Annotated in this window: 7 protein-coding genes; 3 read left to right on the top strand and 4 right to left on the bottom strand. The window is 61.9% G+C overall.

The window, feature by feature from the left end:
* Window positions 1-5: 5 nt before the first annotated feature.
* The 3 genes from tldD to ACNOHI_RS07220 all read right to left on the bottom strand — a co-directional run bounded on the left by tldD (window position 6) and on the right by ACNOHI_RS07220 (window position 6,588).
* Window positions 6-1,466 carry a metalloprotease TldD gene (tldD, locus tag ACNOHI_RS07230; protein ID WP_420473998.1) on the bottom strand — a complete coding sequence of 487 codons (1,461 nt, stop codon included), beginning with the start codon at window positions 1,464-1,466 and terminating at the stop codon, window positions 6-8.
* 122 nt (window positions 1,467-1,588) lie between these two features.
* Window positions 1,589-2,398, bottom strand: coding sequence for a carbon-nitrogen hydrolase family protein (locus ACNOHI_RS07225; protein ID WP_420473997.1), 810 nt, complete (start codon window positions 2,396-2,398; stop codon window positions 1,589-1,591).
* Between the two features lie 8 nt (window positions 2,399-2,406).
* The gene (locus tag ACNOHI_RS07220; RefSeq protein WP_420473996.1) at window positions 2,407-6,588 is read right to left on the bottom strand and encodes a YhdP family protein; all 4,182 of its coding nucleotides are present in this window, start codon (window positions 6,586-6,588) and stop codon (window positions 2,407-2,409) included.
* Between the two features lie 152 nt (window positions 6,589-6,740).
* On the opposite strand from ACNOHI_RS07220, the gene glnE reads away from it, so the two are divergent.
* From glnE to ACNOHI_RS07205, 3 genes are all read left to right on the top strand, one after another.
* Complete coding sequence (gene glnE, locus ACNOHI_RS07215) at window positions 6,741-9,476, top strand: bifunctional [glutamate--ammonia ligase]-adenylyl-L-tyrosine phosphorylase/[glutamate--ammonia-ligase] adenylyltransferase (RefSeq protein WP_420473995.1); 2,736 nt, start codon at window positions 6,741-6,743, stop codon at window positions 9,474-9,476.
* 135 nt (window positions 9,477-9,611) lie between these two features.
* A complete protein-coding gene (locus ACNOHI_RS07210) occupies window positions 9,612-9,806 on the top strand; it encodes a hypothetical protein (RefSeq protein WP_420473994.1) in 195 nt (64 codons plus the stop codon).
* 38 nt (window positions 9,807-9,844) lie between these two features.
* On the top strand, window positions 9,845-13,048 hold the full coding sequence (locus ACNOHI_RS07205; protein WP_420473993.1) for an EAL domain-containing protein: 3,204 nt from the start codon (window positions 9,845-9,847) through the stop codon (window positions 13,046-13,048).
* Between the two features lie 71 nt (window positions 13,049-13,119).
* Here the strand turns inward: ACNOHI_RS07205 and gap are convergent, their stop codons facing one another.
* Entirely contained in the window at window positions 13,120-14,130 is a 1,011-nt protein-coding gene (gap, locus tag ACNOHI_RS07200; protein WP_420473992.1) for a type I glyceraldehyde-3-phosphate dehydrogenase, read from the bottom strand.

The raw sequence follows: 14,130 nt of genomic DNA, 5'->3' as shown, positions 1-14,130 counted from the left end.
ACCGATCAGGCGGTTCCGCCCACGGTCATGCCGTCAATCCGCAGCGTCGGCTGGCCGACGCCTACCGGCACGCTCTGCCCTTCCTTGCCGCAGACGCCGATGCCGCTGTCGAGCTGCATGTCATTGCCGATCATAGAGACACGGTTCAGCACCTCGGGGCCGTTGCCGATCAAGGTTGCACCCTTTACAGGGTAAGTTACCTTGCCGTCCTCAATCATGTAGGCCTCGCTGGCGGAGAAGACGAACTTGCCGTTGGTGATGTCGACCTGGCCGCCGCCGAAGTTGACGGCGTACAGGCCGTTCTTCACCGACGCGATGATTTCCTGCGGATCCTTGTCGCCGGCCAGCATGTAGGTATTGGTCATGCGCGGCATCGGCAGATGGGCGTAGGATTCGCGACGCGCGTTGCCAGTGACCTGCATCTTCATCAGGCGCGCGTTCATCGTGTCCTGGATGTAGCCCTTCAGGATGCCGTCTTCGATCAACGTGGTGCACTGTGTCGGGTTGCCTTCGTCGTCGATGTTAAGCGAACCGCGGCGGTCGGCGATGGTGCCGTCATCCACAACGGTGACGCCCTTGGCCGCGACACGTTCGCCGATGCGGCCGGAGAAGGTGCTGGAACCCTTGCGGTTGAAATCGCCTTCAAGGCCGTGGCCGACCGCTTCATGCAGCAGCACGCCGGGCCAGCCTGGGCCGAGGACGACCGTCATGGGCCCTGCCGGTGCGGGACGCGCGTCGAGGTTGACGATGGCCGATTCGACAGCTTCCGTTGCGTATTTCTCGAGGAGGTCGTCACTGAAATAGCTGTAGTCGTAACGGCCGCCGCCGCCGCTCGAACCGACTTCGCGCCGGCCGTCCTGCTCGGCGATCACGGTGACGGATACGCGCACCAGCGGGCGGATGTCTGCAGCCAGGACGCCGTCGCTGCGTACGACCAGGACGACGTCGTATTCGCCGGCGAGGCCGGCCATCACCTGCACCACGCGCGGATCTTTCGCGCGCGCGATCTTCTCGACCTTTTCAAGCAGCTTGACTTTCTCGGTTGCATCGAGCGAAGCGAGCGGGTCGTGCGGCAGGTAGAGAGAACGTCCGCCGACCGCCTGGATCTGCGACGCCACCTTCACTTTGCCGGCGCCCTGGCGCGCGATAGTGCGCGTGGCCGCGGCGGCCTCGAGCAGCGCGCGTTCGGAGATTTCATCGGAGTACGAAAATGCGGTCTTGTCGCCCGACACGGCGCGCACCCCCACCCCCTGGTCGATCGAGAAGCTGCCCGTCTTGACGATGCCTTCTTCCAGGCTCCAGCCTTCATTACGCGTGAACTGGAAGTACAGGTCGGCGTAATCCACCTTGTGCGTGAAGATTTCGCCAATGGCTTTATTCAGTTTCGATTCGTCGAGTCCGAAGGGGGAAAGCAGGATGTCGCGCGCGGCGGCAAGTGTCTGGAGATTCGGTTCGAAAAGATTCATGGTGTATGACCGCGCGCGCAGGGGGCGCGGAGAGGTAAGGGTTCAAAGGATGGATAGATTGTAGAACATCCGCAAGGTGCCCGTTGATTTTCGGGATTGATACTCGCGGGCAACAGCTCAACCTAAAGCTTTCGATGCTTCAACGCTGGCAGGCTTTCGCGCACGCGCAGCAGGTGTGAAGGATCGAAATCACCAACGACGACGCCCTCACCCTCCGGCAGCACGGCCTTGATATCGCCCCAGGGATCGACCAGCATGCTGTGGCCCCATGTGCGGCGACCATTCGGGTGATGCCCACCCTGCGCTGCGGCCAGCACGTAGCATTGATTCTCGATGGCCCGGGCGCGCAACAGGATTTCCCAGTGCGCGCGCCCGGTCGTGTACGTGAATGCGGCGGGCACCACGATGAGGGAGCACTCGCCCATCGCCCGGTAGAGTTCGGGGAAGCGCAGGTCGTAACAGACGGAAAGACCGACCCGGCCAATCGGTGCATCGAATGTGCCGACACGCTTTCCGTGCACAATCGTCCGCGCTTCATCGTAGGACTCCTCGCCCTTGGTGAAGCTGAACAGGTGGATCTTGTCGTAACGCACGACGCATTCGCCTTGCGGGTTGTAGACAAGTGTCGTATTGAGTACCTTGTCCGGCTCGTCGGCCGCCATAGGCAAGGTGCCGCCGATCAGCCATACGCCGTTCTCGCGCGCCATGTCGGACATGCACGCCTGGATCGGTCCGGCCTCGCCCTGTTCGGCGTGCGCAAGCTTGTCCGATTCCTTCATTCCCATGATCGGCCAGTACTCCGGCAACAGGACGAACTGCGCGCCCTGCCGGGCAGCATCGGCGACAAGCCTGCGCGCCGCCGCGAAATTTTCCTCCACGATCGGCGTGGAGACCATTTGTACCGCGGCGATCTTTACAGGTTCTGCGCTCATGTCATCCCTCAACTATTGTTCCTGATGCCATTTTCCGACGCACCGGTCGGGCTTTGCGGCTGGCGAACCAGCTTGGTGACCACCGGATCTTTCCAGGGTCCAGTGACCTGGTATTCGAAGGTGAATGCTTTCATCAGCGGGTCGCGCAGGAAGAGTTGCGCAAGGAAGGTGCCCACGCCGATCACTGGGTTCACCGCCAGGCCATACACCACCGACGCCGCACCCACATTGATTTCGGGGATGACGACGACATGCAGGTTTTGCGCTTCCTTCGCAATATCCGCGGTGCCGTCCATGAGGACGGTTGCAGCCACGCCGCGCATCTTGAAGTTGTCTGTCTTGGCCACGCCGTTGGCAATGTTCGCCGTGGCGGTCACGCCATCGAATGCGAAACCTTCCGAGAATACGTCGCGGAAATCGAGCACGAGGCGGCGCGGCAGCGACTGCAGGCTGAGCACGCCAAGCAACTTGGCCGCCGACGGATCGACCTTCAGGAACTGCCCGCTCGCCAGGTCAAGATTCAGGTGACCGTTCAGCGTGGGAATGTCGAGCGAGAACGGCAAGCCCTTCCAGCTGACCTCGCCTTCCATCTTGCCCTTGCCGCCGCGCAGCACATTGGCAAAGCCAAAACGGTCGAGCAATTTGCCGGCGTCGGCAATGTTGAGCGTGTAGTCGAGACTGGAAAGGTTTTCCCCGTCGCGTGAAGTCCATTTTCCGGTTGCCTTCAACTCGGCGTCGGCATTGATAATGGCAAGCTTGCTGATCCGCCATTCGCGCCCGGAGAAGCCGCGCGCATTGAACGCGGCAAGTTCGAGCTGGCCGAACTTCTTGCCGAAGAGTTCAAAATTCTCGGCGACGATATCGACCGCCGGCATCTGCGTGGTCGCGCTCTTCCCTTCCAGCAGATCGGTCACGTCGGTCGCAGCGGATTTCGGAATAACCAGCGATGCAAGCCGCGCGGTCACGCGGCCGAGGCCCTGCCCCGTGCGCGACTCGACCCAAGTGATGTAACCAGACGCCTGCTCGGAATCGATGTTGGCCTGCCAGACGCCTTTCTGGTGCGAGGCACCCACCACCACGTTATCGAGCTTGCGGTCCATAATGACCAGCTCGGTTGCGCGCGCGGCCAGCACTTCCGGTTCGATGTACTGCGTGATGGAAAGCGCATCCGGCTGCTTGCCCGTCTCCCCCGGCCTGCCTGGCGCGACGACCGAGCTCATCGCGCGCCGCCAGGCGTCGATGTCGAGCGACTTCATGCTGACGTTGGCGATCACGCCGTTGTCCGGCATGGGCACCGGCACATTGACGCCGATGCCGCCGCGAACGACTTTCCATTCCGCGTCCTTGTCGTTGGCCTTCTGTCGCTCGTAGCGCGCCGTGATTGACGAACCGAGGGAAAGCTTCATTTCGTCGCGCAGGACGGTGCTGTCACCGTTTTGCAATCCGGTAAGCTCGAACTTGAGCGGCATGCTTTCGCTGGCTGCCTTGCGCAGAGGCGCGGGGAAGTCCAGCGCGATGCCGGCGAGGTTCGACTCCACGGTGATTTCGGGTTGTCCATTGCGCACGCGAACCACGGTGGTGTAGCGCGTGCTTCCCGTAATACGCTCCGAGGAACGCTGCGTCACCGGTGTCGCGTAGACCTTGCGCACGCCATCGGCTGTCAGGCTGCCATCGGCCTTGACGAGGATCGTGCCGTCGCGTTGCGTGCCACCGGATATCGTGACAGGGCCGCCGAGGAAGCTCGACTTGATGGCGCCGATGGTGAATCCCTTTTCGTTGAATTCCAGCTTCCCGTTCGCGCCGGTCAGCGGCGGCATGATGTTGCGCAGCGTGACCGTATTGCCAGTGAAGTGCAGATTACCGAGTACCTTGGACTCGGGCATGCGATGCAAGGGCAACAGCAGTTTCAACTGCAGTTTTGCATTGCCGCTGGACTTGGTTTCGTCCGTGAAGTGGCCTATCCATTCCGCCACCGGGCTGTCCTGTGTAAAGCGGACAAAGTTCTGCAGCGGCCCCGCTGCCTCGCCATCCACATCGAGTACCGCATCATGGTCGGCCAGGTCGGGAATGACAACTTTCACGCGCGACAAGGTGGTTCCGGAAGTCCGTGCGCTGTCCGCATGGATTTCCATGCGCGCGCGATCAAAGGCAATGGTGCCGTTGATCTGGTCGATGATTGGCCATGCCGGTGACTTGCCATCCTTGGCGTGCATCCCGGGAGCATAGTTCAGCTTGCCGTCTTCAATCTTGCCGACGATGCTGAATTCACCCTTCGCCCTGTCGTGTTGCGCGTGATACGGGAATTGCGACAACTCCCCTTTCAGCCGAAGTTTCACGTCCTTGACGGCGCCGCCAGCCAGCGCTGCGGTCAGCCAATCGCGCAGTGTCTGCGGCGTCTGTTTCGGCAGGTAGCGTTCCACTTTCTGCAACTCCAGCCGGTTGAGCTTTCCGCTGACGTCGATCGTTCCCTGGGAGCTGCCCTGCTTGCGGTTCAAGGGCATCAAGTGCTTGCCGGAGAACACACCCGCGAGATCTTCGTGCACGAAATCCATTTTCTGCACGTCCAGCAGCAACTGGTCGTTTTCCTGGAAAGCCCAGGTTGCCTGCATGTTCAATGCTTCGAACGGCATGGCCGGTTCGTCGAAGTAACCAGGAAGTTGCAATATCAGCTTGCTCGAAGCAAGGCTGAACGCGCCGCCGCGGTCGTTGGCGTCGATGCGACCCGTCAGGTTTTCGAAACCGGGAATGGCCGGCACCGCTGCCTGCGCAGGCGTGGTGGCCGTTTTCAGCCGAGCCTGCCGGGCGGCTTGCGGTTTGAGCGACAAACCGGCGAACTGCCCCTTGACGTTGTAAGCGGAGATATTGGGATAGGCTCCGAACCATTGTGCGGAGAAATCCTTCAACACCCCGCGCGGCGCAAAGTCGGCAAGCATTTCGCGCTGTTCAGCGGGGAGCGGCAGGCGTTCCGCAAAATTGGCAATGGTCTCGAGGTCGAGCAGGCGAGCGCGGATTTCGGTCTTCGCCGGCCGCCCTGCCTTGGCAGGCGCATAACTTTCGCTGATGGTGGTGCGCGGCAGGAACAGGCCGTCGTCGGTCTGCAAGGTGAACTCGGCCAGCGAGATCGCATGTCCGTTCTCGCCGAAGGAAGGCGGGCTGTCCTCATCGGCGGGATTGAACTCTTCGCGCACCGAGATGCGTCCGCTGACGTCTGTCAGGTTCAACGCGTCGAGGTCCTTGCGCAAGCGGGCGGAGACATTGGACAAGGTAAGATCGGCGGTGAAATCAGCCACCCTGGCGCGATCGAGCATGAGCCAGGCGCGCACGGAACCTTTCCCGCGCTGCAGGTCGATCGGGTAATCGACATAGGCACGCCAGACAGTGAGGTCGGTATCGCGCAGGTCGGCGTACATTTCGCCCTTCCACTTCGCGACGTCCGAGATCCGGTCCACAAAATGGGGATGCTCGAACGATGCGCGCACATCGAGTGGCGCAGCGAAGTCGGCGGGCGGCGTTGCCTTCAGCGCGAAGCGATGGCGACGCCACTGGTTGTGCAGGACGAAATCCACGTTGTCGAGAACGAGCTCCGGTGCGGCGCGCTTTTCATCGTTCCAGCGCAGCCTGCCCCCGCGGATCACGATCTCGCGCTGGGACAGCACCCAGTCCGCCCCTTTGCCGTCGCCCCCCTTGCCAAGGTCAACAAAGATGCCGGCCACATACAGCTTGCCATCCGCATCGCGCCGCACGTCCATGTCCGGCCGGCTGATTTCCAGCTGCTGGAGGCGCAGATCGCCGACCGCGAGCGTCAGCCAGGACAAGGTGGCGGAAACGCTTGGCAGTGTCAGCGCCGCATGCCCGGACTTGTCATGAATAACGACTTTATCCAGCGTCAGACGCGGACGCAGTCCCGACCATGCCGCCTGGATGTCGCCGATCGTGACCCGGCTGCCAATGACGCGGCTTGCCATGTTTTCCACGTCGGGTTTGTAGCTGTGGATGTTGGGCAGGACGACATAACGCAGGCCGAGCACCAGCGTGCAGAAGATGAAGTAGACAAGGATGGCAAGCTTGAACAGCGCACCCAGGACCTTGAAGGTTGCTGCATTGGCGATTCGATAACATTCCAGCGTTGCGTACCAGGCGGCGACTGCACCGGCGGCAATCTTGTGCGGAATGAGTTTGGCAATGGACATCAAATGAAAACAGGCAGCGTAAAATAGGGCCGAACTGATATTGCGAAAACCATCATGTTCGCACGGATATCCTCAGCTTGGAAACGCGAGCGGGGACAATCAGGCGACGCTGCGCCCGCAAAGACTCCCCCATCGACACTCCCCTTGATATTGTGACCCAATCCTATTTGACCAGTAACATTGCATCGCGGTTCTACGCTCGCTGGCTGAATGCAGACCCGGCGCGCGCGGGCATGGCGGCGGAACTTGCCGAATTATCCATGACGCCTGTCGATTTTGCCCGCCTGTTACAAAAAGAAACAGAGGCCGGCATGCCGCTCCAGCGCGCCATGCGCAGGCTGCGCAATCTCGTGGTGTGCCACTTGATCGACCGTGACTTGCGCGGCAATGCCGACCTGGACGAAGTCCTGCGAACCATCAGCGAATTTGCGGACTTTGCGGTGCAGACGCACCTAGCCGCCCTCAACGCGGAGATGATCGAGGCGCACGGTACGCCGATCGGCAACGAATCCGGCGAGCCGCAGGAACTGATCGTCCTCGGCATGGGCAAGCTGGGCGGCCATGAGCTGAATGTCTCTTCCGACATCGACCTGATCTTCGTCTATCCGGAAAACGGTGACACGCAGACAACAAGTCCGGAACAGCGCCCGTTGTCCAACCACGAATTCTTTGTCCGCCTCGGCAAGAAGCTGATCGCCGCGCTGTCGGAGATCACCGAGGACGGCTTTACCTTCCGGGTCGACATGGCCTTGCGGCCGAATGGCGCATCGGGTCCGCTGGCGGCGAGCTTTGGAATGGTGGAGGAATACCTGATCGTGCAGGGACGGGAATGGGAACGCTACGCCTGGGTCAAAGCGCGCGCGATGACAGGACGTCCCTCCGATATCGCCATCCTGGAACAGATTGTCCGGCCCTTCGTATACCGCCGCTACCTGGATTTTGGCGCCATCGAGGCGTTGCGCAACATGCATGCGCAGATCCGCGCCGAGGTCCAGCGCCAGGAAGCGCGCCATCCGGGCCGTACCAACAACGTCAAGCTCGGCCGGGGCGGGATCCGCGAAGTGGAGTTCCTCGCGCAAGTGTTCCAGCTGATCCGCGGCGGCCGCGACGTGTCGCTGCGCGACCGCTCGACGCGCAAAACACTTGCGACCCTGGTCGAGAAAAACCTGCTGACGGCCGACGAGGTGTCGCAACTGCTGGAGGCCTACACCTTCCTGCGCAACCTCGAACACCGCCTGCAATATCTCGACGATGCGCAAACGCACACCCTCCCCGCCAATCCGGACGACCGTCTGACGATCGCAAAGATGATGGGCTTTACCGATGTCGAAGCAATGCTGGAAGAACTCGACGCGCACCGCGCAGTCGTCGCCGCGCAATTCGACGCCATGTTCAGCGACAAGCGCAATGGCCAGGCGCAGCCGGCGGCGGCTGAATCGCCAGCGCAAACCGCCCTGTCGCATGATGATGGACACGAGGCGATTGAAGCACGGCTGTCGTCGCTGGGTTTTGACGACGTGCCCGCCGCGGCACAGCGCCTGCTCGCCACCTGGCAATCGCCCAAGCTGGCCTCGCTGCCCGATGCCAGCCGCGGAAAACTGCAGGCACTCGTCAATGCTGCCTTGCCGCAGATTGCCGAGCTGACCGATGCGCGCAAGGCAACGCTGGGACGCCTGCTGGATTTCTTCGAAGCCATCGCGCGCCGTGCCGCCTATCTTGCGCTGTTGACCGAGTATCCACATACCCTCGGCCGCGTCATCCGGACGATGAGCGCGAGCGACTGGGCAGCAAAGTACCTGACGCGCCATCCGATCCTGCTCGATGAACTGCTCGAAGACCGCACACTGAATGCGGCGCCGGACTGGACCGCGTTTGCCGGCGAAGTCCAGCGCCAGCTCGACGCGGCCAACGGCGACACGGAACATCAGATGAACGTGCTGCGCGACCTGCACCACGCCCAGCTGTTCCGCCTGCTGGCGCAGGATCTCGAAGGCACGCTGACCGTCGAGCGCCTCGCCGACCACCTGTCCGCGCTGGCCGACATCCTCGTCGATGCCACAATCAGGGCTGTCTGGCAAACCATCCACAGCCGGCATCGCGAGACGCCGAAGTTCGCAGTTGTCGCTTACGGCAAGCTGGGCGGCAAGGAACTCGGTTATGCGTCCGACCTGGATGTGATCTTCCTGTACGACGACGAGGACCAGGAAGCGCCTGGGCTGTATGCGAAACTGGCGCAACGTTTCATCACCTGGATGACGAGCCACACGCCGGCCGGCATCCTGTTCGACATCGATATCGCGCTGCGCCCGGACGGCGCGAGCGGCCTGCTTGTGTCACGGCTCGCCGCGTTCGAAAAATACCAGGCCACGTCGGCCTGGGTCTGGGAACATCAAGCCTTGACCCGTGCGCGTTTCTGCGCGGGCGACGCCGCTATCGGAGCCCGCTTCGAAGCGATCCGCGAATCGGTGCTGCGCCAGACGCGCGAGGAAGGCACGCTGCGCACGGAAGTGTGCGCGATGCGCAAAAAAATGCACGATGCCCATCCGAACCGCTCGACGCAGTTTGACCTGAAGCACGATACCGGCGGAATGATCGACATCGAATTCATCGTCCAGTATCTCGTCCTGCTGCATGCATCGCGTTTCCCGCAATTGACCGCCGACATCGGCAATATCGCGCTGCTGAAGCTGTGCGGCGATCTGGGCCTGATCGACGCCCCCCTCGCGAACGCCGTCGCCGACGCCTACCGGATGTTCCGCAAGCTGCAGCACCAGATCCGGCTGCAGGGCAGCGACCGCGCGCGCGTCGACATGGAGCGCGTCGCCACGCAGGTGGAGCAGGTCAAGGCGCTTTGGACGGCCACGCTGGTCGAGGGCGTAACCGGCTGATACATATGGATATTCACACTCGGTACTTTCGCTCCCAGTCGAGTTGCATTTCTTGCTAAAAATACTATCTTGATTGGAGCACAATGCGTGGGAGGACCCGGCATCCCTATCGATGCCGGGAACCGGGAGTGCTGCATGAACAAGCCAAATGTGAAGGGGCAACGGATGGTTGCCTTGTTCCTCCTCGGCAACCTGTTGTTCAACTATCCGCTGCTGGCGTTGTTCAACAAGTCTGAGACGGTGCTGGGTGTTCCCCTGTTGTACGTGTATGTCTTCGGCGCCTGGGCGGGGCTGATCGCCCTGCTCGCGTTCGTCGCGGAAAAGAGGTGAGCCATGGCGGCCATCCTTTCTGCATGGGTGGTGGCTGAATGATTCCCGGCGCACTCATCGTCGTCGTCGCCTTTGCCTATCTCGGCCTGCTGTTCGGGGTCGCGTACTACGGGGACCGGGCGGCGGCCTCCGGCAAGAGCATCATTTCCAATCCGTACGTCTATTCCCTGTCGCTGGCAGTCTACGCAACCGCCTGGACCTTCTACGGCAGCGTCGGTCGCGCGGCGGGCAGCGGCATCGGCTTCCTTCCGGTCTACCTCGGGCCGACCATCATGATGACGGTGGGATGGCTGGTGCTGCGCAAGATCATCCGTATCGCCAAGGACAATCACATCACCTCGCTGGCTGACTTCGTTTCTTCCCGCTACGGGAAGAGCGGCCTGCTCGCGGGGCTCGTGACGACCATCGCCGTGGTCGGCGTCACGCCCTACATTTCCCTCCAGCTCAAGGCGATCTCCGCCAGTTTCAATGTCCTGGTGAACTACCCCGACCTCGTCGTACCCGTTTCGTCGCAACCGCTTCCCGTGTGGGAGGACACGGCGTTCTACGTCGCCATAATCCTCGCCGCATTCACTGTCGTCTTCGGCACCCGGCACATCGATGCGGCCGAGCGCCACGAAGGCATGGTTGCGGCCATCGCTTTCGAGTCACTGGTGAAGATCGTTGCCTTCCTGTGCGTCGGCGTATTCGTCACTTGGGGCATGTATGACGGATTGTCCGACCTCTTCGGCAAGGCGGAACAGCTTCCCCAGGCAAAGGCGGCATTCACAATCGGCAACGACCGGATCGACGTCTACCATAGCTGGGCATCGCTGTTTTCCGTGGCATTGATTTCCATGCTGGCCATCATCTTCCTGCCCCGCCAGTTCCAGGTGGCGGTCGTGGAAAACGTCGACGAAGCACACCTGGGCAAGGCGATCTGGCTGTTTCCTCTTTATCTGCTGCTGTTCAACATTTTTGTACTGCCGATCGCCTTCGGCGGCATGCTTCACTTCGCCGGAGGCGGCGTCAATCCCGACACCTTTGTCCTGACCTTGCCCCTGTCACAAGACAATCCCGCACTGGCCCTGTTCGTCTTCATCGGCGGCTTTTCGGCGGCAACCGGCATGGTGATTGTCGAATCGATCGCGCTGTCAACCATGGTATGCAACGACCTGGTCATGCCGGCCCTGCTGCGCATCCGGCAGCTCAAGTTGACGGAGCGGAAAGACCTGTCGGGCCTGCTGCTCGGCATCCGGCGCGTCACCATCATCCTCGGCATGCTGATGGGATATGCCTATTACCGTTTCGCCAGCGAGGCCTACGCCCTGGTGTCCATCGGCCTCATCTCCTTCGCCGCGGTCGCCCAGTTTGCACCCGCCGTGCTCGGGGGCATCTACTGGAAGGGCGCGACCCGCCCGGGGGCGTTTGCCGGGCTTGGCGCGGGCTTCCTGCTATGGATGTATACGCTCATGATTCCGGCGTTCGTGCGTTCCGGCTGGCTGCCCGTGGAACTGCTTTCCCACGGACCGTTCGGCATTGAGTTACTGCGCCCGCTCCAGCTCTTCGGATTGGACGGCCTCGACGAGATCACGCACGCGCTGGTTTGGAGCATGGTGGCCAACGTCGGCGCCTTCATCGGGGTGTCCGTCTTGAGCGGCCAGACCGCGATTGAGCAGACCCAGGCGGCACTGTTCGTCGACGTATTCAAGCATGAGCGCGGCGCCCCCGAACAGGTCTGGCGCGCGCGCGGCTCGCTGCCCGAGCTGCATGCGGTCCTGTCCCGCTTTCTCGGGCCGGCACGTGCGGAGGCGACCTTTTCCGATTATGCGAAACGGCAGGGCCTGAAGTGGCCGCGAGAAGCGGACGCGGAACTCGTCAGTATGTCCGAAGCGCAACTGGCGCGGGTCATCGGCGCCGCATCCGCGCGCATCATGATCGCCTCCGTGATCGAGAAAGAACCTCTGCGCGACAGCCTCACCGGCCTGCCGAACCGCGCGCTGATGCTGGACAAGCTTAACGATGCCCTTGAACACGCCCGGACGAGCAACGATTACGGCTTCGCGGTGCTCTTCCTCACACTGGACCGCTTCCGCGTCATCACCGACAGTCTCGGCCGGCAAGTCGGCGACCAGCTGCTCATCAACGTATCGCGTCGGCTCGGCGATGGCCTGCGACTGGGCGACAGCGTCGGGCATCTTGATGGCGACAGCTTTGCGATTGTCGTCAACAATGTCCACGATGCCGCCGAGGCGGAACGCTTCGCTGAACAACTGCAAGGCGCGTTGATCAGCGCTTATACGTTGGAAACCTACGAGGTATTCACGACCGCGAGCATCGGCATCGCGCTCGCAAAGCCGGGCTATACCGATCCCGCCGACCTCCTGCGCGACGCGGAAACCGCGAACCATCGCGCGGTGGCGCGCGGCGGCGCGCGCACCGAGGTGTTCGAGACCAACCTGCGCGTGCGTGCAATCGCCCTGCTGGACATGGAGACCAAACTGCGGCAAGCCGTGCTCAAGGGTCGCGAGTTCGAGGTCCACTACCAGCCGATCATTGCGCTCGACACGGGGCGGCTGTCGGGCTTTGAAGCCCTGGTCCGGATGCGCCGTCCGGACGGCTCGCTGGTCCTGCCCAATGAGTTTATCCACATCACGGAAGAGACCGGCCTCATTGTGCATATCGGCCGCTGGGTACTGCGCGAAGCCTGTCAGCAGATGCGGGCCTGGCAGATGAAGTTCCCGGAGTATCCGCCGCTGCAAATGAGTGTCAATCTGGCCGGACGCCAGTTCGTGCAACCCAACCTCATGCAGCAGATCGAACAGGTGCTGGACGAAACCGGACTCTGCACCAGCAACCTGAAGCTGGAAGTGACTGAAACCGTCATCATGGAACACGTCGAAGAAGCCGCGGCGGTCCTGGTCAAGCTTCGCGACAAGGGCATCAAGCTGCTGATGGACGATTTCGGCACCGGGTATTCGTCGCTGTCCTACCTGCACCGGTTCCCGGTCAACACGCTGAAGATCGATGCCTCCTTCATCCGGCGCATGGATGAAAGCCGGCGTGAAGCCGACATCGTGCAAACCATCGTCACGCTCGCCCACACGCTGAACATGGACATCATCGCGGAAGGCGTCGAAACCGTGTCCCATCTCGCGCAGTTGCGCAAGCTGGATGTGGAGTACGCGCAGGGATTCTACTTCTCCCCGCCAGTCGACAAGATCGCGGCGGAGGCGATTATTGCGGACTGGCCGCGTTGGTAGACAGCTTCCCGGAGTCCGCAAAAAGAAAACGCCCCGCAAGCGGGGCGTCTTGACTTGCTGCGGAGTGCCGATTACTTGGCGCTCATCAGTGCAACGGTCGTGTCGAGCATACGGTTGGAGAAGCCCCACTCGTTGTCGTACCAGGAGGACACCTTCACCAGGCGGCCGGAGACCTTGGTCAGGGTGGCGTCGAAGTTGCTCGAAGCCGGGTTGTGGTTGAAGTCCACGGAGACCAGCGGATCGGTGTTGTAGGTCAGGATGCCCTTCAGTGCGCCGTTGGCCGCATCCTTCATGATCGCGTTGACTTCATCGACGGTGGTGTCGCGTGCGGCGACGAAGGACAGGTCGACGATGGAGACGTTGATGGTCGGAACGCGGATGGCGTAGCCGTCCAGCTTGCCGTTCAGTTCCGGCAGCACCAGGCCGACTGCAGCAGCGGCGCCGGTCTTGGTCGGGATCATGGACTGGGTCGCGGAACGTGCGCGGCGCAGGTCTTCGTGCATCACGTCGGTCAGCACCTGGTCGTTGGTGTAGGCGTGGACGGTGGTCATCAGGCCGGTTTCAACGCCGATCTTGTCGTGCAGCGGCTTGACCAGCGGTGCCAGGCAGTTGGTAGTGCAGGAAGCGTTGGAGATGACGGCGTCGGACGCCTTCAGCACGCCCTGGTTCACGCCGAACACAACGGTGGCGTCCACATCCTTGCCGCCCGGAGCGGAGATGATGACCTTCTTCGCGCCGCCCTTCAGGTGTGCGGAAGCCTTTTCCTTCGTGGTGAAGAAGCCGGTGCACTCGAGCACGACGTCGACGTTCAGCTCGCCCCAGGGAATCTGCGCCGGATCGCGCTGGGCGAAGACCTTGATCTTGTCGCCGTTGACGATCATGAATTCGCCGTCGACTTCAACGGTACCCGGGAACTTGCCGTGGGCGGTGTCGTAGCGGGTCAGGTGCGCGTTCGATTGCGCATTGCCCAGGTCGTTGATGGCAACGATCTGGATGTCTTGCTTCTTGCCGCCTTCGTAGAACGCGCGAAGGATGTTGCGGCCGATGCGGCCATAGCCGTTGATTGCGACGCGAATGGTCAT

It is taken from the genome of Noviherbaspirillum sp. ST9 (assembly GCF_048799745.1).
GTDB lineage: Bacteria > Pseudomonadota > Gammaproteobacteria > Burkholderiales > Burkholderiaceae_D > Noviherbaspirillum.
This window is presented reverse-complemented; position numbering and strand designations above follow the sequence as displayed.

What these genes read in the sequence shown, in the direction of transcription:
- tldD (WP_420473998.1), bottom strand. Translation starts at nt 1,466, where the DNA reads ATGAATCTTTTCGAACCGAATCTCCAGACACTTGCCGCCGCGCGCGAC.
- ACNOHI_RS07225 (WP_420473997.1), bottom strand. Translation starts at nt 2,398, where the DNA reads ATGAGCGCAGAACCTGTAAAGATCGCCGCGGTACAAATGGTCTCCACG.
- ACNOHI_RS07220 (WP_420473996.1), bottom strand. Translation starts at nt 6,588, where the DNA reads ATGTCCATTGCCAAACTCATTCCGCACAAGATTGCCGCCGGTGCAGTC.
- ACNOHI_RS07210 (WP_420473994.1), top strand. Translation starts at nt 9,612, where the DNA reads ATGAACAAGCCAAATGTGAAGGGGCAACGGATGGTTGCCTTGTTCCTC.
- ACNOHI_RS07205 (WP_420473993.1), top strand. Translation starts at nt 9,845, where the DNA reads ATGATTCCCGGCGCACTCATCGTCGTCGTCGCCTTTGCCTATCTCGGC.
- gap (WP_420473992.1), bottom strand. Translation starts at nt 14,130, where the DNA reads ATGACCATTCGCGTCGCAATCAACGGCTATGGCCGCATCGGCCGCAAC.